The organism is Streptacidiphilus jeojiensis (genome assembly GCF_042510965.1).
Taxonomy (GTDB): Bacteria; Actinomycetota; Actinomycetes; order Streptomycetales; family Streptomycetaceae; genus Streptacidiphilus; species Streptacidiphilus jeojiensis.
This window is the reverse complement of sequence record NZ_JBEUKS010000006.1, coordinates 402846-420408: the sequence shown is the minus strand read 5'-3', so window position 1 is coordinate 420408 and position 17563 is coordinate 402846. Positions and strand designations below refer to the sequence as shown.

The 17563-nt window shown below is 72.4% G+C and carries 14 protein-coding genes; 6 read left to right on the top strand and 8 right to left on the bottom strand.

From position 1 onward, the window contains the following. The first annotated feature begins 124 nt into the window (after positions 1-124). Both ABUW04_RS19410 and ABUW04_RS19405 read left to right on the top strand, forming a co-directional pair. Positions 125-1792, top strand: a complete 1668-nt coding sequence (locus ABUW04_RS19410; protein ID WP_380565995.1) for an MFS transporter — start codon at positions 125-127, stop codon at positions 1790-1792. 38 nt (positions 1793-1830) lie between these two features. Then, positions 1831-2250 carry a DUF1003 domain-containing protein gene (locus tag ABUW04_RS19405; protein WP_380565919.1) on the top strand — a complete coding sequence of 140 codons (420 nt, stop codon included), beginning with the start codon at positions 1831-1833 and terminating at the stop codon, positions 2248-2250. 16 nt (positions 2251-2266) lie between these two features. On the opposite strand, the gene pgm is transcribed toward ABUW04_RS19405, so the two are convergent. Then, on the bottom strand, positions 2267-3925 hold the full coding sequence (pgm, locus tag ABUW04_RS19400; protein ID WP_380565918.1) for a phosphoglucomutase (alpha-D-glucose-1,6-bisphosphate-dependent): 1659 nt from the start codon (positions 3923-3925) through the stop codon (positions 2267-2269). A gap of 307 nt (positions 3926-4232) precedes the next feature. Between pgm and ABUW04_RS19395 the strand changes: the two genes are divergently transcribed. Together ABUW04_RS19395 and ABUW04_RS19390 are read left to right on the top strand one after the other, a co-directional pair. Then, the gene (locus ABUW04_RS19395) at positions 4233-5084 is read left to right on the top strand and encodes a phosphatase PAP2 family protein (RefSeq protein WP_063757463.1); all 852 of its coding nucleotides are present in this window, start codon (positions 4233-4235) and stop codon (positions 5082-5084) included. A gap of 135 nt (positions 5085-5219) precedes the next feature. Further along, the gene (locus ABUW04_RS19390) at positions 5220-6017 is read left to right on the top strand and encodes an SAM-dependent methyltransferase (RefSeq protein WP_037594695.1); all 798 of its coding nucleotides are present in this window, start codon (positions 5220-5222) and stop codon (positions 6015-6017) included. An 84-nt stretch (positions 6018-6101) separates the two neighbouring features. Here the strand turns inward: ABUW04_RS19390 and ABUW04_RS19385 are convergent, their stop codons facing one another. From ABUW04_RS19385 to ABUW04_RS19355, 7 genes are all read right to left on the bottom strand, one after another. Continuing rightward, positions 6102-7361, bottom strand: coding sequence for an RNA polymerase sigma factor (locus ABUW04_RS19385; protein ID WP_380565917.1), 1260 nt, complete (start codon positions 7359-7361; stop codon positions 6102-6104). Next, positions 7358-7720 carry a YciI family protein gene (locus tag ABUW04_RS19380; RefSeq protein ID WP_030252348.1) on the bottom strand — a complete coding sequence of 121 codons (363 nt, stop codon included), beginning with the start codon at positions 7718-7720 and terminating at the stop codon, positions 7358-7360. The genes ABUW04_RS19385 and ABUW04_RS19380 overlap by 4 nt, the downstream gene beginning before the upstream one ends. A 124-nt stretch (positions 7721-7844) precedes the next feature. Then, positions 7845-9248, bottom strand: coding sequence for a Si-specific NAD(P)(+) transhydrogenase (sthA, locus tag ABUW04_RS19375; RefSeq protein WP_030252346.1), 1404 nt, complete (start codon positions 9246-9248; stop codon positions 7845-7847). Positions 9249-9295: 47 nt separating this feature from the next. Beyond that, entirely contained in the window at positions 9296-9739 is a 444-nt protein-coding gene (locus ABUW04_RS19370) for a nuclear transport factor 2 family protein (RefSeq protein WP_380565916.1), read from the bottom strand. A gap of 50 nt (positions 9740-9789) precedes the next feature. Next, entirely contained in the window at positions 9790-11547 is a 1758-nt protein-coding gene (locus ABUW04_RS19365) for a cholesterol oxidase substrate-binding domain-containing protein (protein WP_380565915.1), read from the bottom strand. 99 nt (positions 11548-11646) lie between these two features. Further along, positions 11647-12090: a PPOX class F420-dependent oxidoreductase gene (locus ABUW04_RS19360; RefSeq protein ID WP_380565914.1), complete on the bottom strand. Its 444-nt coding sequence runs from the start codon at positions 12088-12090 to the stop codon at positions 11647-11649. Further along, the gene (locus ABUW04_RS19355) at positions 12083-13609 is read right to left on the bottom strand and encodes a PucR family transcriptional regulator (RefSeq protein WP_380565913.1); all 1527 of its coding nucleotides are present in this window, start codon (positions 13607-13609) and stop codon (positions 12083-12085) included. The genes ABUW04_RS19360 and ABUW04_RS19355 overlap by 8 nt, the downstream gene beginning before the upstream one ends. A 250-nt stretch (positions 13610-13859) precedes the next feature. Here ABUW04_RS19355 and ABUW04_RS19350 point away from each other — a divergent pair, with 250 nt between their 5' ends. Both ABUW04_RS19350 and ABUW04_RS19345 read left to right on the top strand, forming a co-directional pair. Beyond that, positions 13860-14720, top strand: a complete 861-nt coding sequence (locus ABUW04_RS19350) for an FAD binding domain-containing protein (protein WP_380565912.1) — start codon at positions 13860-13862, stop codon at positions 14718-14720. Beyond that, positions 14711-17482: a molybdopterin-dependent oxidoreductase gene (locus ABUW04_RS19345; RefSeq protein WP_380565911.1), complete on the top strand. Its 2772-nt coding sequence runs from the start codon at positions 14711-14713 to the stop codon at positions 17480-17482. Before ABUW04_RS19350 ends, ABUW04_RS19345 begins: the two co-directional genes overlap by 10 nt. Positions 17483-17563 lie beyond the last annotated feature (81 nt).

Genomic DNA, 17563 nt, shown 5'->3' with positions numbered 1-17563 from the left:
CCCCCGCACCATTGCTTATACCAACTAAGATTCATAGGATGATCGGGTGCGTGTATCCGACACCCTTCCCCTGAGCCCGCGCTACAAGTGGGTCGCGCTGTCCAACACCACTCTCGGCGTCTTCATGGCCACCCTGGACGCCTCGATCGTCATCATCGCCATGCCGGCCATCTTCCGGGGCATCGGCCTGGACCCGCTGGCCCCCGGCAACATCAGCTACCTGCTCTGGCTGATCATGGGATACCTGCTGGTCACCGCGGTGCTGGTGGTGGCCCTCGGCCGGCTCGGGGACATCTACGGCCGGGTCAGGATCTACAACCTGGGCTTCGCGGTGTTCAGCGCCACCTCGCTGGCGCTCTCGCTGGACCCGATGCACGGCGCCGGCGGCGCGCTGTGGCTGATCGGCTTCCGCATCCTGCAGGCCGTCGGCGGAGCCATGCTGATGGCCAACTCCGCCGCGATCCTCACCGACGCCTTCCCCACCGAGCAGCGCGGCATGGCGCTGGGCGTCAACCAGATCGCCGGCCTGGCCGGGCAGTTCCTCGGCCTGGTCGCCGGCGGGCTGCTGGCCACCGTGGACTGGCGGGCCATCTTCTGGGTCAACGTCCCGATCGGCATCGTCGGCACCGTCTGGTCCTACCGCAGCCTGCGCGAGATCGGCGCCAAGCGCTCGGCCGGCATCGACTGGGCCGGGAACCTCACCTTCACCTGCGGCGCGCTGGCCCTGCTGGCCGGGATCACCTACGGCATCCAGCCCTACGGCGGGCACCCGACCGGCTGGACCAACCCGATGGTGCTGGCCATGCTGGGCGGCGGGGTGCTGCTGCTGGTGGTGTTCGGGCTGGTGGAGAACCGGGTCGCCGATCCGATGTTCCATCTGGGGCTGTTCCGGATCAGGGCCTTCGCGGCCGGCAACGCCGCCTCGCTGCTGACCGCGATCGCCCGCGGCGGGCTGCAGTTCATGCTGATCATCTGGCTGCAGGGGGTGTGGCTGCCGCTGCACGGCTACGCCTACGAGGACACCCCGCTGTGGGCCGGGATCGCGCTGATCCCGCTCACCGCCGGCTTCCTGATCGCCGGACCGGTCAGCGGCTACCTCTCGGACCGCTTCGGCGCGCGCACCTTCGCCAGCAGCGGCCTGCTGCTGATGGCCGCCTCCTTCGTCGGGCTGCTGTTCCTGCCGGTCGACTTCTCCTACCCGGTCTTCGCCGTCATCGTCTTCGCCAACGGCATCGGCCAGGGCATGTTCTCCGCGCCCAACACCTCCGCCATCATGGGCAGCGTGCCGCCTGAGCGGCGCGGCGCGGCCTCGGGGATGCGGGCCACCTTCCAGAACTCCGGGATGTCGCTGTCCATCGGCATCTTCTTCTCGCTGATGGTCACCGGACTGGCCGGATCCCTGCCGCAGACGCTCAGTTCGGGCCTGCAGGCACAGGGCGTGCCCGGCCCGGTGGCCGGCCAGGTCGCCTCGCTGCCACCGGTCTCCACCCTGTTCGCCGCCTTCCTGGGGCAGAACCCGGTCGGCCACTTGCTGGCGCCCTCGGGCGTGCTGAAGGCCCTCCCCCGGCACAACGCCGACACCCTGACCGGTACCCAGTTCTTCCCGCACCTCATCTCGGGACCGCTGCACCACGGGCTGGCGGTGGTCTTCATCGCCGCCGCGGCCATGGCCGTGGTCGCCGCCACCGCCTCGCTGCTGCGTGGCCGGGACACCCACCGGGACGGCGGCCGCGGCACGGACCGCTCGCCGAAGCCCGCCCCGGTCCGGGATGATGCTGCGCACCAGGCCTGACGGCCTGACCGCCCGCGTCAGCAGGAAGGCCCTCCGTCGTGTTCAAGCCCGACCTCCCGCTGGACCCCAAGGCCAAGCACCATCCCGTGGTGCTGGCCCACGAGGCCCGGCGCGCCTCCGACCTGCAGGTACGGATCGCCGACGCGATCACCAAGTTCGCCGGGTCGATGCTGTTCGTCTATCTGCACGCGGTGCTGTTCACGGTGTGGATGCTGTGGGTGGAGCGCAGCCCCTGGCCGACGCTGACCCTGGTGGTCTCGCTGGAGGCGATCTTCCTGTCCACCTTCGTGATGATCGGTCAGAACCGGCAGGCCGCCTTCCAGCAGGCCAAGGCCGACCACGACTTCGTCGAGCAGGAGCTGGAGCTCAAGACCAACACCGAGCTCACCCGCGCCATCCACGCCATGACCACCGAGCTGCACCGCCGCCTGGTGGCCCAGCAGCAGGACGGCGGGTGACCGCCGTCCTGCCGGGTCAGTCCTGGCCGAGGACCGACCCGACCAGGTCGCGGGCCTCCTGCTGGACCCGGGCCAGGTGGTCGGCGCCCTGGAAGCTCTCGGCGTAGATCTTGTAGACGTCCTCGGTGCCGGAGGGGCGGGCCGCGAACCAGGCGGAGTCGGTGCAGACCTTGAGGCCGCCGATGGCGGCGTCGTTGCCCGGTGCGCGGGTGAGCACCGCGGTGATCGGCTCGCCGGCCAGCTCCCCGGCGGTGACCTGGTCCGCCGACAGGGCCGCCAGGGCGGCCTTCTGCTCGCGGGTCGCCGGGGCGTCCACCCGGGCGTAGGCGGGGGCGCCGAAGCGGTCGGTGAGGGCCGCGTAGTGCTCGGAGGGGGTGCTGCCGGTGACCGCGGTGATCTCGGAGGCCAGCAGCGCCAGCAGGATGCCGTCCTTGTCGGTGGTCCAGGTGGAGCCGTCGCGGCGCAGGAAGGACGCGCCCGCCGACTCCTCGCCGCCGAAGGCGACGCTGCCGTCGGTCAGCCCGGGGACGAACCACTTGAAGCCGACCGGGACCTCGTCCAGCCGGCGGCCCAGGTCCGCGGCCACCCGGTCGATCATCGAGGAGGAGACCAGGGTCTTGCCGATCCCGGCGCCCTGCGGCCAGCCCTCGCGGTGGCGGTAGAGGTAGGAGATGGCGACGGCCAGGTAATGGTTGGGGTTCATCAGCCCGGCGTCGGGGGTGACGATGCCGTGGCGGTCGGCGTCGGCGTCGTTGCCGGTGGCGATGCGGTACTCGTCCCGCTTGGAGATCAGCGAGGCCATGGCGTACGGGGAGGAGCAGTCCATCCGGATCCTGCCGTCCCAGTCCAGGGTCATGAACCGCCAGGTCGGGTCGGTCTCCGGGTTGACCACGGTCAGGTCGAGCCGGTGCTGCTCGGCGATCCGGCCCCAGTAGGCCACCGAGGCCCCGCCCAGCGGGTCGGCGCCGATGCGGATGCCGGCCTCGCGGACCGCGTCCAGGTCCAGCACCGAGGGCAGGTCGGCGACGTAGGAGCCGAGGAAGTCGAAGCGGCCGGTGGTGTCGGCGGCCAGGGCCCGGGTGTAGGGGATCCGGCGGACCTCCGACATGCCCTTCTCGATCAGCTCGTTGGCGCGGTCCTGGATCCAGGAGGTCGCGGCCGAGTCGGCCGGGCCGCCGTGCGGGGGGTTGTACTTGAAGCCGCCGTCGCCGGGCGGGTTGTGCGAGGGGGTGACCACGATGCCGTCGGCCAGGGCCGCGGCACTGTTCGGGACGGTGCGGCCGCGGTTGTACGAGACGATGGCGTGGGAGACGGCCGGGGTGGGCGTGTAGCCGTCCTCGGTGTCGATCAGGACGGTGACGCCGTTGGCCGCCAGCACCTCCAGGGCGGTGGCCCGGGCCGGCTCGGACAGGGCGTGGGTGTCGATGCCCAGGAACAGCGGCCCGGTGGTGCCCTGCCGGGCCCGGTAGTCGCAGACCGCCTGGCTGGTGGCGGCGATGTGGGCCTCGTTGAAGGCGGTGGCGAAGGAGGAGCCGCGGTGGCCCGAGGTGCCGAAGGCGACCCGCTGGGCCGGGTCGGCGAGGTCCGGGGTGAGCGAGTAGTAGGCGGTCACCAGCCGGGCGACATCCACCAGGTCCCCGGGCTGGGCCGGCTGACCGGCTCGATCGTGCACCATCGCTGCTCCTTCGTGTCCGTGCTGTCGGTCGCGCGTCGTGTACCGCTCCATCATGATCGATGGGAGCGACGGGAGGTGCTGCCCGGACATCATGCCCGCTGGTCGTGCGTTCGATCCCCGCAGCGCGCTCCGGTCGCCGACGACACCCCGCCGACCCGGCACTGACCTGCGTACTTCCACTGGTACCGACCCGGATGCAGCGATTCGCACAGGGAGACGAGAGGATACCCGGGTGTCTACCGACCTGCCGGTTCCGCCCGGCTCCGATGAAGCTCCCGTGAACTCGCGGGAGAGTGCGTCCGAAGACGTGCGAACCCCGAAGACCCGGCGCCTCAGATGGCGCTGGCGCTCGACCTGGCAGTGGGAGATCCTCCTGGTCGTCTACGCCGTCTACGACGGCAGCCGGCTGCTGGTGCACGGCAAGCAGGACGTGGCCGAACAGCACGGCCGGGACATCCTCTCGGTCGAGCGGCACCTGGGCCTCAGCCCGGAGCACTGGCTGAACCACGCCTTCTACGACCACGCCTGGCTCGGCATACCCGCCGACTACATGTACGCCACGCTGCACTACATCCTCACCGTGGTGGTGCTGTTCTGGCTGTGGAAGTCCCACCGCGAGGCCTACCGGCAGGCCCGCACCTGGCTGGGGCTCACCACCATGCTCGGCCTGGTCGGCTTCATCACCTTCCCGACGGCGCCGCCGCGGATGCTGGGCGGTTCCTACGACTTCGTGGACACCCTGGCCGAGCACGCCTCGATCGGCTGGTGGGGCGGGGGCGGCGGGACGCCCAAGGGGTTCGGCAACGTCACCAACGAGTTCGCGGCGATGCCGAGCCTGCACGTCGGCTGGGCGCTCTGGTGCGGGCTGCTGCTGTTCCGCTACAGCAGGTCCCGGGTGGTGCGGGTGCTGGGCCTGGCCTACCCGGCGGTGATAGCCATGGTGGTCATGGGCACCGCCAACCACTACCTGCTGGACGCCGTCGCGGGCGTCGCGGTGACACTGCTGGGTCTCTGGGCCACCGGTCCGCTGCTGCGGCTGACCGGCCGCCTGCGCCGCCGCGGGGGCGGCGCAGGCAAGGTGGCGGCGGCCCATCTGCCGTCCCAGCGGACCTCGGTGGAGGACACGGAGAGCGTGGAGGCGGCCGGCCGCCGCAGCTGAAGGATCTTCGCGCACTCCTGCCGCCCGGACATCCGTACGACTACGATGCTTCTGGCGCACGGCCCCGGGGGCAGGGGCGGCGCACGGGGCGGCAGAGGCGGGGGCAGGGGCATGGCGGAGGCTTGGAACAGTCCGATGGCCGAGGTGCCGGAGCGCACCGTGCTGGACACCGGGGTTCCGCACATCGCCCGGGTCTACGACTACTGGCTCGGCGGCAAGGACAACTTCGCCGCCGACCGGGAGGTCGGCGACCAGGTCCTGGCCACCGGCAACGCCGTGACCGAGAACGTCCGGGCCAACCGCGCCTTCCTCGGCCGGGCGGTGCGGTACCTCTCCGCGGAGGCCGGGGTCCGGCAGTTCCTGGACATCGGTACCGGGCTCCCCTCCGTCGACAGCACCCACGAGGTCGCCCAGCTGATCGCCCCGGAGTCGCGGATCGCCTACGTCGACAACGACCCGATCGTGCTGGCCCACGCCAGGGCCCTGCTGACCAGCCACCCGGACGGCGCGACCTGCTACATCCACGCCGACGCCAGGGACACCGCGACCGTGCTGGCGGAGGCGGCCCGGGTGCTGGACTTCGACCGGCCGGTGGCGGTGATGATGGTCGGCCTGCTGCACTGCATCCCGGACGAGGACGATCCGGCCGGCCTGGTCGCGACGGTGCTGGACGCGGTCGCCCCGGGCAGCTATCTGACGGTGTCCCAGCCGGCCGCCGACATCCACACCGAGGTGATGGCCAGCACCGCCGCGGTGATGCGGGCGCTGATGCCGCAGAAGATCACCTACCGGACCCGGGAGCAGGTCGCCCGCTTCCTCGACGGCGTCGAGCTGCTGGAGCCCGGCCTGGTCTCGGCCCCGCACTGGCGCCCCGCGGCGGGGGCGGACCCCACTCCGCGGTCTGTGTGGGCGGGGATGGGGATCAAGCGGTAACGGGGCAGCACCCCAGGGGCGCGGGGCTCTGCTGATGCAACAGCGTGCGCGAGAAACCAGCTACGGTCCGCAGCCGAAGACCCCTCAGGGCTGCAGTCTGCGGGCGCGGGCGTCCAGGTAGCGCTGCTCCGGCAGGCTGCGGGTGCGCCGCGCCGCCGTGCGGTACGCCTCCCTGGCCGCGTCGCGCTCCCCCACCGCCTCCAGCAGATGGCCGCGCACGGCGTGCAGCATGTGGTTGTCGGCCAGCGCCGCGCTCTCCCGCTCCAGCGCCGCCAGCAGGTCGAGCCCGGCCTGCGGACCGCTGACCTCGGCCAGGGCCACCGCCCGGTTGAGGGTGACCACCGGGTTGGGGGTGAGCCGCTCCAGCGTCTCGTACAGGGCCAGGATCTGCGGCCAGTCGGTCTTCTCCGCGGACTCCGCCTCGTCGTGCACGGCGGCGATGGCCGCCTGCACCTGGTACGGGCCGAGCCGGGTGCTGGTCAGCGCCCGGGTGATCAGGTCGACGCCCTCGGCGACCAGCGCGGCGTCCCAGCGGCTGCGGTCCTGCTCCGCCAGCGGCACCAGGTTCCCCTGGGCGTCGGTGCGGGTCGCCCGGCGGGCGTCGGTGAGCAGCATCAGTGCCAGCAGGCCCTGGACCTCGCCGTCCAGCGGGGCGACGGTGCGCAGCTGCCGGGTCAGCCGGATCGCCTCGGCGGTCAGGTCCAGGCGCTGCAGGCTGCTGCCGGCGGAGGTGCCGTACCCCTCGTTGAATATCAGGTAGAGCACGTGCAGCACGGCCTTCAGCCGTTCCGGGCGGTCCTCGGGTTCGGGCATGGCGAAGGTCGCGCCGGCGTCGCGGATCCGCTGCTTGGCGCGGCTGATCCGCTGGGCCATGGTCGCCTCGGGGACCAGGAAGGCGCGGGCGATCTCGGCGGTGGTGAGCCCGCCGACGGCACGCAGGGTCAGCGCGATCTGCGAGGGCGCGGTGAGCACCGGGTGGCAGCAGAGGAAGAGCAGGGCGAGGGTGTCGTCGGTCCCGCTGTCGGCCTGCTCCTCCGGCCCTGGAGCAAGCATCTCGGCTGCCGGGGTGGCCGCCATCAGCCTCCGCTCGCGCTCCCGGCGGGCGCTCTCGCTGCGGATCTGGTCGATCAGCCGGCGCGAGGCCACGGTGAACAGCCAGCCCTGCGGGTTGTCCGGCACACCCTCCTCCGGCCACCGCAACACGCCTGCGAGCAGCGCCTCCGCCACGGCGTCCTCGCAGGCGTCGAACTGGCCGTAGCGGCGCACCAGCGCGCCGAGGACCCGCGGCGCCAGCCGCTGCAGCAGGTCCTCGACGCGCCGGTCGCCGGTCCGTTCCGTGGTCACAGCTGGGGGGCCGCCTCGTTCATGACCGGCCACAGCTCGACCGCGTTCTCGGCGGCGTAGGGCATCTCGGCGGCGATCTCCAGCGCCCTGGCCTCGTCCACGCAGTCCAGCAGGTAGTAGCTGGCCAGGTACTCCTTGGTCTCCAGGTAGGGCCCGTCGGTGACGGCCGGCGCCCCGGCCCGCACCCGGACGGTCTTGGCCTGGACGGCGTCGGCGAGGCCGTAGGCGCCGAGCAGTTCGCCGGTCTCGAAGAACTTCCTGTTGAAGGCGTCGACCGCGGCGATGGCCTTGGGCCACTCCTCGGCGGGGTAGGCGCTCCAGGTCTCCTGGTTGCCGTAGATCATCAGCATGAACTTCATGGGGACTCACTCCTCGCGGTGTCGGCACCCCTGCTGGGGAGCCTTTCACAGCGAGGTCGACGCCGCAGGCCGCCGCTCGACACCAACGGTGGAGGTTCTTGGAAATCTTTTCGCCGGCCCGCCGTCAGTCGCGCATCCGGTCGATCTGGCGGATCTTGTTGGTCGCGTCCAGCGCCGCGACCTTGTAGGACTCGGCCAGGGTCGGATAGTTGAAGACCGCGTCCACCAGGTAGTCCACGGTGCCGCCGCAGCCCATCACGGCCTGGCCGATGTGGATCAGCTCGGTCGCCCCGGTGCCGAAGCAGTGCACGCCGAGCAGCTTGCGGTCCTCCGGGGAGACCAGCAGCTTGAGCATGCCGTGGGCGTCGCCGATGATCTGGCCGCGGGCCAGCTCGCGGTAGCGGGCCACGCCGACCTCGAAGGGGACGCAGTCCTCGGTGAGCTGGTCCTCGGTGCGGCCGACGTAGCTGATCTCCGGGATGGTGTAGATCCCGATCGGCTGCAGCTCGGGCATCGGGTTCACCGGCTCGCCGCAGGCGTGGTACGCCGCCGTGCGGCCCTGCTCCATCGAGGTCGCGGCCAGTGCCGGGAAGCCGATGACGTCGCCGACCGCGTAGATGTGCGGGACGGAGGTGCGGAAGTGCTCGTCCACGGCTATCCGGCCGCGGGCGTCCGCCGACAGCCCCGCCTTCTCCAGGTCGAGGCCGTCGGTCAGCCCCTGCCGGCCGGCCGAGTACATCACCGCGTCGGCGGGGATCTTCTTGCCGCTCTCCAGCACCGTCAGGGCCCCGCGCGGATGCCGCTCCACCGCCGCGACCTTCTCGCCGAAGCGGAAGGTCACCGCCAGGTCCCGCAGGTGGTAGCGGAGCGCCTCCACCACCTCCTCGTCGCAGAACTCCAGCATCCTGGCCCGCTGCTCGACCACGGTCACCTTGCTGCCCAGCGCGGCGAACATGGAGGCGTACTCCAGCCCGATCACCCCGGCGCCGACGATCACCATGGAGCGCGGCACCCGCTCCAGGTTGATGACGTTGTCGGAGTCCAGGATGGTCTGCTCGTCGAACTCCACCAGGTCGGGACGGGCCGGTCGGGTGCCGGTGGCGATGACGATGTTCTCCGCCGTCAGCAGCCGCTCCTGGCCAGCGATATCGGTCACCAGGACGGAGTGCTGGTCGGCGAAGCGGCCGGTACCGGCGATCAGCGAGATCTGGTTGCGAGAGAGCTGACTGCGGATCACATCGACTTCCCGGCCTACCACGTGCTGGGTCCTGGCGGTCAGGTCGGCGACGGTGATCTCGTCCTTGAGCCGGTAGCTCTGCCCGTACAGGTCGCGCTGGGTCAGCCCGGTGAGGTAGAGCACCGCCTCGCGCAGCGTCTTGGACGGGATGGTGCCGGTGTGGATGGACACCCCGCCGACCCGGTCGGGGCGATCGACGACGGCGACCCTGCGGCCGAGCTTGGCGGCGGCGATGGCGGCCTTCTGGCCGCCGGGTCCGGAACCGATGACGAGCATGTCGAATTCGGGCACGGTGACGAGTCTGACAGCGGATCACGCCCCAGCGGAAGAACGGACCGTTACGAGTGCTCGTCGGTCGGCTGTGGATTCAGCACGGCCGAGTAGGCCTTGTCCTCGGAGCGTTCCCGCAGCCGCCAGCCGTCCGGGGTGCGCACCAGGGTGTCCACGTACCAGAGCCCGCAGACCAGCACGGACTCCGAGTCGGTGACGGCCATCGGGTTGTGGCACATGGTGCGGGCCGTGGCGCGGTCACCGTCCAGGGTGACCGCGCAGTTGGCGACCAGGTGCTGGGTGGCCGAGAACAGCGGCAGGGTGAGCGCCAGGAACGAGGTGACCTCGTCCACGGTCCCGCGCGGGCCGCCGAACGCGGTGTAGTCGATGACGGCGTCCTCGGTGAACAGCTCCTTGAACAGGGTCCATTCGCGGGTGTCCACCGCATGGGCGTAACGGACCATCAGATCCTGGATCTCCAACCGGTCGGAGATCTCCTGAAGCGTCAGCATGGGCGCCAGTGTGCGGACGGCGGCCGAAGAAGAGAAGGGGGAGGAGGGGGTCACTGCAGGACGCGCTCCAGGAAGGCGCTGCTGAACACCCCGGACGGGTCGAGCGTCTTCAGCGTCGCCACCGCTGCGGCCCAGCCGTCGCCGGCGGCCTGGCCGGCGGTGTAGGAGTCGGGGATGGCTCCGGCGATGACCGAGGCGTCGGTCCAGGCGCCGGAGGGGGTGTTGGCCCACTCCTTGGACCACTCGGCGTGGACCTGCCCGTAGGCACCCATGTTGCTGCGGACGAAGGCCTCCATCTCGCCGGTGAACTGGTGGTCGTAGGGGGTGACCGGGATGGTCGTCATGTCGAACCAGACGGCGGTGTCCCACTCCGGGTGGTCCGGGCGCGGGCGGAGGGTGGAGAGCTGGGCCCCCAGCGCGCCGGTGACCTGGCAGTCGGCCGGGTCGTCCACACCGGTGACCCGGATCTCCAGCGGCCCGTTCATCGGGTACAGGCCCTGGGCCGCGTAGGCGGCCAGCTTGGCCGAGTAGGCGGCGTAGAACTCGCTGACCGCGCGCTGCACATTGGCCCGGCTGGTGACCACGTTCCAGCAGGTCGAGGTGATCCGCAGGGTGGTCGGGCGGACGTAGAGCAGCACGTCGCTGGACCAGCCCCAGATGTCCCAGCTGGCGGTGGAGATCAGCCCGGCGCTGACGCCGGCCATCTGCGCGGCGGTGAAGCTGGGGGTGGCCGCGGCGTCGCCGCCGATGATCTCGGCCAGCAGGTCCGAGATGCTCTTGGGGACGATGTCGTTGAAGGGGAAGTTGTAGGGGCTGCTGACGGCGCGGCTGGTCCACGGCTGGCTGGGGGTCGGGGTGATCACCCGCAGCCAGGGCGAGGTGGTGTTGGGGAACCAGATGCACACCACCCGGCCCGAGCCGTTGACATAGCTCGCCAGCGACTGCGATCCGGCGCTCGCCGGCGGGGCGAACAGGTTGGCGGCGGTGATGTTGAACCAGCTCTGGCAGCGCAGCCGCTGGTCGGCTCCGACGCGCAGGGTGACCTCGGTGACGAAGGCCCGTCCGACGTGCGTGATCAGGGCCTGGATCTGCGGGTCGGTGCGCTGGAAGGTGCGCAGCACATAGGCGGACGAGCCGGCGTCCCAGACCACCGCGGTGAGGCTGACGACCAGGTTGCCGACCGAACCGTAGGTGTGCCCGGCGAGCTTGGTCTCCCCGGTGGCCGGGACGCCGGTGCCGCGGCCCCCGGTCGCGAGGACCCCGCCGAGGGTGGCGGCACCGAGGACCGGGAAACCGGTGAGGCCATAGCCGGCCGTCTTCAGGGTGCCGAGGAAGGTGTCCATGGTGACGCCGGGCTGCGCGGTCACGCTGGCCGGGGTGGAGCCGCTGGCCGGGTGGACGGTGACCGCGGTGAGGTGCTGACTGCAGTCCACCAGCAGGGTGTTGGCGGCCGGGGTGGCCGGGTCGACCACCACCGGCGACCAGCTGTAGGCGGCGCCCAGCGGGCGCAGCCGCCAGCCCTGCGCATGGGCCCAGTTGGCGAGGGTCACCACGTCGGCGGGGGTGGCCGGGGCACAGGTCCACAGCCCGTCGACGGTGATCTCCTCGGACCAGTTCTGGAAGGTCTGCTGGTAGAGGCTGATGCTGGCGGGGAACGACGGCGGCGTCGCCAGTGTGCTGGCCGCGCTGGCGGCCGGGATGCGTCCGAGCGGGGTCCACTGCACCGCGGTCGCGGCCAGTGCGGCCGCCGCCCCGCCGAGCAGCGCCCTGCGGCTCGGACCGGTGGCGTCTCTGCTGCTCAGGTCCATGGCTGGGGCCCTCCGGGTCAGTCGCGCACCGTTCCTGACGATGCGTCAGCTGACAACGTGGAACCTTGACCATGAGAAGTCAAGGCATAGGTGGACCCCCTACCCCTGCTCCGCCGCGCCCTCGCCGGCGACCCCGCTGTCGCCACCGCTGTCGCCGTCGTCCAGGGTGATGCGGATCGCCACCGTCCCCTCCGCGCCGCGGCGGAGCCTGCTGCCGAGCAGGGTCATCCGGCCCACCAGGCCGTACTTGCGCTTCAGCAGCTCGCGGTAGTGCCCGGCGAGCTCCGCGGGGCCGACCTCGGCCTTGGCCGCGACGTCCTCCCCGGTCCGGTTGCCGCGCACGTCGCAGGGGGCCACCAGCACCTCGCCGCGGTTGCGGATCCGCTTCACCTTGCCGGAGTCGGCGACGGTCCACACCCCCAGCGTGTCGCCGTCACGCACCACCCACACCGGGGTGGGCACGGTCCTGCCGTCCTTGCGGTAGGTGGTGACCAGCAGGTACTTGCCGGATCCGAGCCGGTCGAGGAGAACGGAATCAGTCATGCCGCCAGCCTAGGCCGCCGACCGGCTGCGGGGCGCAGAGGAGCGCGGCTCGGAGGTCGGTCTGGTCGGCGAAATCGGAGAGGTCGCGGCCGGTGAGCTGCTCGATGCGGCGGACCCGGTAGTGAACGGTGTTGACGTGGATGTGGAGCCTGCGGGCGGTACGGGCCCATGAGGCGTCGTGTTCCAGGAAGACGGCCAGGGTGTCCAGCAGCGAGACGGTGGTGCGGGCGTCCTGCTCGAGGAGGGGCGCCAGCAGCCGGTCGTGGAAGGCCGCGGTCACCTCCGGCGGCAGCCCGGCGAGCAGGCCCGGGAGCGAGTCGAGGGCGTCCGCGTCGGCGAAGGGCGCCGCTCCGGCCAGCGCATGGCGGGCGCGGACCCGGGCGGTCCGCAGGCCGGCTTCCCACGAACCGGCCGGGGCACCCGCGCCGCCCGGCTCCGGGGCGGCGCAGAGCGCCATCCGCAGGGTCTGACGGTCCGGCAGCCTGCTCTGCAGCCGGGCCAGTTGCTCGGGCAGGCCGGCCAGCGGCCCGGTCGTCAGCGCGGTGGCGTCACCGCTGTCGTCGGTGCCGGCGGTGAACGGCACCCCGAGCGAGAGCAGCGCCTCGGCGAGGGCGTCCACGGCCCAGACCGTGGGCGCGTGGTCGATGCGGGCGGTGACCAGGGTCAGCGGGGCACCGGCGGGCAGGCCGCAGGCGGCCAGCGCCTCCGCGGGGCGGGCCGCGCCGCCACCACTGCTGCTACCGGTACCACCACCGCCGTCACCGCCCAGCGTGTCGAACAGGCGGGCGGCAGCCGTGCGGCGGGCGGCGGCTTCGGCGCGGGCCGAGGCCGCGAGCGGGGCGAGCAGCTCGGCCAGGTCGCGCAGCATCGGGCCGCTGCCCCCGGTCAGCTGCCAACCGTCGAACGGCGAGGCGCCCTCGGCCCCGATCGGCACCGACGCCGCTCCCAGGTCGGCTCCGGCCACCGCCGCGACCACCCGTCCGCTGCCGCTGACCACGGCGCAGGGCGGCAGTCCCACCAGGGCGACGGCCCGGGTCAGCACCTCGGCGAGCGGCGCGCCGGTCTCCAGCAGCGCGGCCAGCTCCCGCCGGACGTCCCCCGGCAGCGCGCCGGGCTGCTCGGCCTCGGCCTGAAGGCCGCCCCACAGCCGCAGGTAGACCCGGTCGGTCACGGCCCGGAAGCTGGTCCCGGAGGGCACCGCCAGCAGCGGTATGCCGTGGGTGCGGCAGGCGTCCACCAGCGCCGGCGGGACCTCGCCGTGGATGCCCTCCCCCGCCAGCAGCGCGGCGACGCCGGCGCTGCGCAGCGCCGTGGTGAACCGCAGCTCGGCCCCGGGCCGCGCGTCCGGCCGCCACCAGACCAGGCCGGTGAGCACCAGCTCGCCCGGCCGCAGGTAGCGGGCCGGGTCCTGGAGGTCGGTCGAGGTCACCCCGGTGACCCTGCGTTCCAGCAGTTCGTCGGTGCCCCAGGCCAGGCCCAGGTCCAGGTCCTCCAGCCGCAGCAGGTCTCCCACGATCACGCGTCGCTCCTCGGTGCCGCGCACCGGCTGCCTGGACCGGGGTGTCCATCCGCAGAAGCGAGGGCAGGGCACGCCCCAGCATCGTAGATGCGAGCCGGATCGGTGAGAATCCCTCTTGGTCGATCCACCAGTAACGCTGGTCGGCGCTGGTGCGCTCCGACAGTCGTCGGTTGTAACAAGCCGCTGGTTCAATCGGCTGGGTCGGGACCGGGAAGCCGGGACCGGGAGACGGGAGAGGACCGAGCGCCGGATGGATCTGCACACCGTGACCGAGTCCGGGCCGGTGCACTGGGCCGAGCCCTGGCGGCCCGGTGACGCCTGGCTGGGCGGGGGCACCTACCTGTTCTCCGAGCCCCAGCCCTGGCTGCGCCGGCTGCGGGACCTCTCCACGGCCGGCTGGCCGCCGCTGACCGAGCGCCCGGAGGGCCTGGAGATCGCCGCGACCTGTACGGTCGCACAACTTTCGCGACTGGTGCTCCCGGACCGCTGGGCGCACAACCAGCGGCTGGTCGAGCAGTGCTGCCGGTCCTTCCTGGCCTCGTTCAAGATCTGGAACATGGCCACGGTCGGCGGCAACCTGGCCAACGCCCTCCCGGCCGGCCCGATGATCTCGCTGACCGCCGCCCTGGACGGGGTCTGCACGCTGCGGGCCATGGACGGCTCCGAGCGCCGGGTGAGGGTCACCGAGTTCGTCACCGGCGACAACCGCAACGTCCTCGGCGAGGGCGAGCTGCTCCGCGCCGTCACCCTGCCGGACGCCGCGCTGCGGCAGCGCACCGCCTTCCGCCGGGCCTCGCTGCACGAGCACGGCCGCTCGGCCGCCCTGCTGATCGGCCGCAGCGACCCGGCGGACGGCTCGCTGACGCTGACGATCACCGCGTCGACGGTGCGTCCGGTCCGGCTGTGGTTCCCGCTGCACCCCGGTGCGGCGCAGCTGCGCGCCGCCGTGGAGGCGGCCGTGCCGCGCGGGGAGTGGTTCGACGACATCCACGGGCTCCCGGAGTGGCGGCGCCACATGACGCTGCGACTGGCCGAGGAGATCCGCCGGGAGCTGCGGGAACCGGGCGAGCTGCGCGACGCGGCGGAGGAGAGGGGCGAGGCATGCGGCTGACGGTCAACGGCGAGGAGTCCGAGCTGCCGGTGCGTCCGGGCCAGTGCCTGCGCACCCATCTGCGCGAGCGCGGCTGGTTCGGGGTGAAGAAGGGCTGCGACGCCGGCGACTGCGGCGCCTGCACCGTGCACGTCGACGGCGAGCCGGTGCACAGCTGCCTCTACCCGGCCTTCCGGGCCGAGGGCCGGTCCGTCACCACCGTCGAGGGGCTGGCCAGACCGGGCGGCGAGCTGCATCCGGTGCAGCAGCGGTTCCTGGACGCCCAGGGGTTCCAGTGCGGCTTCTGCACGGCCGGCTACCTGATGACCACCGCCGCCCTGGACCACGAGCTGAGCGCCGACCTGCCGCGGGCCTTCAAGGGCAACCTGTGCCGCTGCACCGGCTACCGGGCCATCGAGGACGCCGTCCGCGGCCGCTGCAACACCGAGGAGCCGGAGGCCGGCCGGGCCGTCGGCCGCGGGCTGGCCGCGCCGGCCGGACCGCAGGTGGTCACCGGCACCGCCCGCTACACCTTCGACCTGACGGTGGAGGGCCTGCTGCACCTCAAACTGCTGCGGTCACCGCATCCGCACGCCAGGATCCGCTCCATCGACACCTCGGCCGCGCTGCGCGTCCCCGGCGTGGTCGTGGTGCTCACCCACCAGGACGCCCCGGAACGGCTGTTCTCCACCGCGAGGCACGAGCACCCGGACGAGGACCCCTACGACACCCGGGTCCTGGACGACACCGTCCGTTTCGTGGGCCAGCGGGTCGCCGCCGTGGTGGCCGAGAGCGAGGGCGCCGCCGAGGAGGGCTGCCGGCGGATCGAGGTCGAGTACGAGCTGCTGCCCTTCGTGGTGGACCCCGAGCTCGCGATGGCGCCGGACGCGCCGGTGATCCACCCGGTCCCCGGCAGCACCGTGAACGCCGTCGGCGAGGTGCACGGCGAGGTCGGCGACGTCGCGGCCGGGTTCGCGCAGGCGGCCGTGGTGTACGAGGAGGAGTTCCGCACCCAGCGGGTGCAGCACGCCAGCCTGGAGACCCATGGCGCGGTGGCCTGGTTCGAGGAGGACGGCCGGCTGGTGGTCCGTTCCAGCACGCAGACCCCGTTCCTGACCCGGCGCGCCCTGTGCACCCTGTTCGACCTGCCCGAGGACCGGCTTCGGGTGCTGGCGGGACGGGTCGGCGGCGGCTTCGGCGGCAAGCAGGAGATGCTGGTCGAGGACATCGTGGTGCTGGCCGCGCTGCGGACCGGACGGCCCGTCAAGCTGGAGTACACCCGGGCCGAGCAGTTCACCTCGGCGACCACCCGGCACCCCTTCACCGTCAGGGTCAAGGCGGGGGCCTCCGCGGACGGCGAGTTGACCGCCCTTCAGCTGCGGGTGGTCTCCAACACCGGCGCCTACGGCAACCACGGCCCCGCGGTGCTGTTCCACGGCTGCGGCGAGTCGCTGTCCGTCTACCGCTGCCCCAACAAGAAGGCCGACGGCTTCGCCGTCTACACCAACACCGTTCCGGCCGGGGCCTTCCGCGGCTACGGCCTGGGGCAGGTGGTGTTCGCCATGGAGCAGGTGATGGACGAGCTGGCCCGACGGCTGGGCATCGACCCGCTGGAGTTCCGGGCCCGCAACGTCATCGGTCCCGGCGAGCCGATGATCACCGCGGGCGGCGAGGAGGAGGACCTGCACATCGCCTCCTACGGCCTGGACCAGTGCCTGGACATCGTCCGCGCGGCGGCGGCCGAACAACCGGCGCACCCGGAACCGGAACTGCCGGACGGCTGGCTGGTGGGCGAGGGATCGGCGCTGGCGATGATCGCCACCGGTCCGCCCGGCGGCCACTTCGCCGACGCCACCCTGAGCCTGCTCTCCGACGGCCGCTACGACCTGGCCGTGGGCACCGCCGAGTTCGGCAACGGCACCACCACCGTGCACAAGCAGATCGCCTCAGGCGCGCTGGGCACCACCGCCGACCGGATCACCGTCCGGCAGTCCGACACCGACGTGGTGCGCCACGACACCGGCGCCTTCGGCTCCACCGGCACCGTGGTGGCCGGAAAGGCCGTGCTACAGGCGGGCAACGCGCTGGCCGAGGCGCTGCTGGCCTTCGCCGCCGAGCACACCGGCACGCCGCCGGAGGAGTGCCGGCTGGAGACGGACTCGGTCCGCTGCGGCAGCAGCCGCCGGCTCGCCCTCAAGGACCTGCACACCGCCATGGTCGCGGCCGGGCGGGAGACCTCGGCGGCCGGCCACTGGGGCGGCAGTCCGCGCTCGGTGGCCTTCAACGCCCAGTGGTTCCGGATCGCCGTCCACCCGGACACCGGGGAGCTGCGGATCCTGCGCAGCGTCCACGCCGCCGACGCCGGCAAGGTGATGAACCCGATGCAGTGCCGGGGCCAGGTCGAGGGCGGCATCGCCCAGGCGCTGGGCGCCACGCTCTGGGAGGAGGTGCGGATCGACGAGCGCGGCGCGGTGGAGACCGCCGCCTTCCGCCGCTACCACCTGCCCGCCTTCGCCGACGTCCCGCGCACCGAGGTGCACTTCATGGAGACTTCGGACGCCATCGGCCCGTTGGGCGCCAAGTCGATGAGCGAGAGCCCGTTCAACCCGGTCGCCCCGGCACTGGCCAACGCCCTGCGGGACGCCACCGGGCTCCGCTTCACCCGGCTGCCGCTGACCCGGGACCGGATCTGGCAGCAGCTCGCCGAGGCCGCGGAGGCCGGTGCCACGGCCAACACGGAAGCCCGCGGGGACGATCCGCAACTGCCAACCGCACAGGGGTGACCGGGCCGCAGATCCGAGGCCGTCGGGGCGGTTTCCCGGCAGATGCGGGTAAGCCCGTTCCCGACGGGGCATCACGCCGGT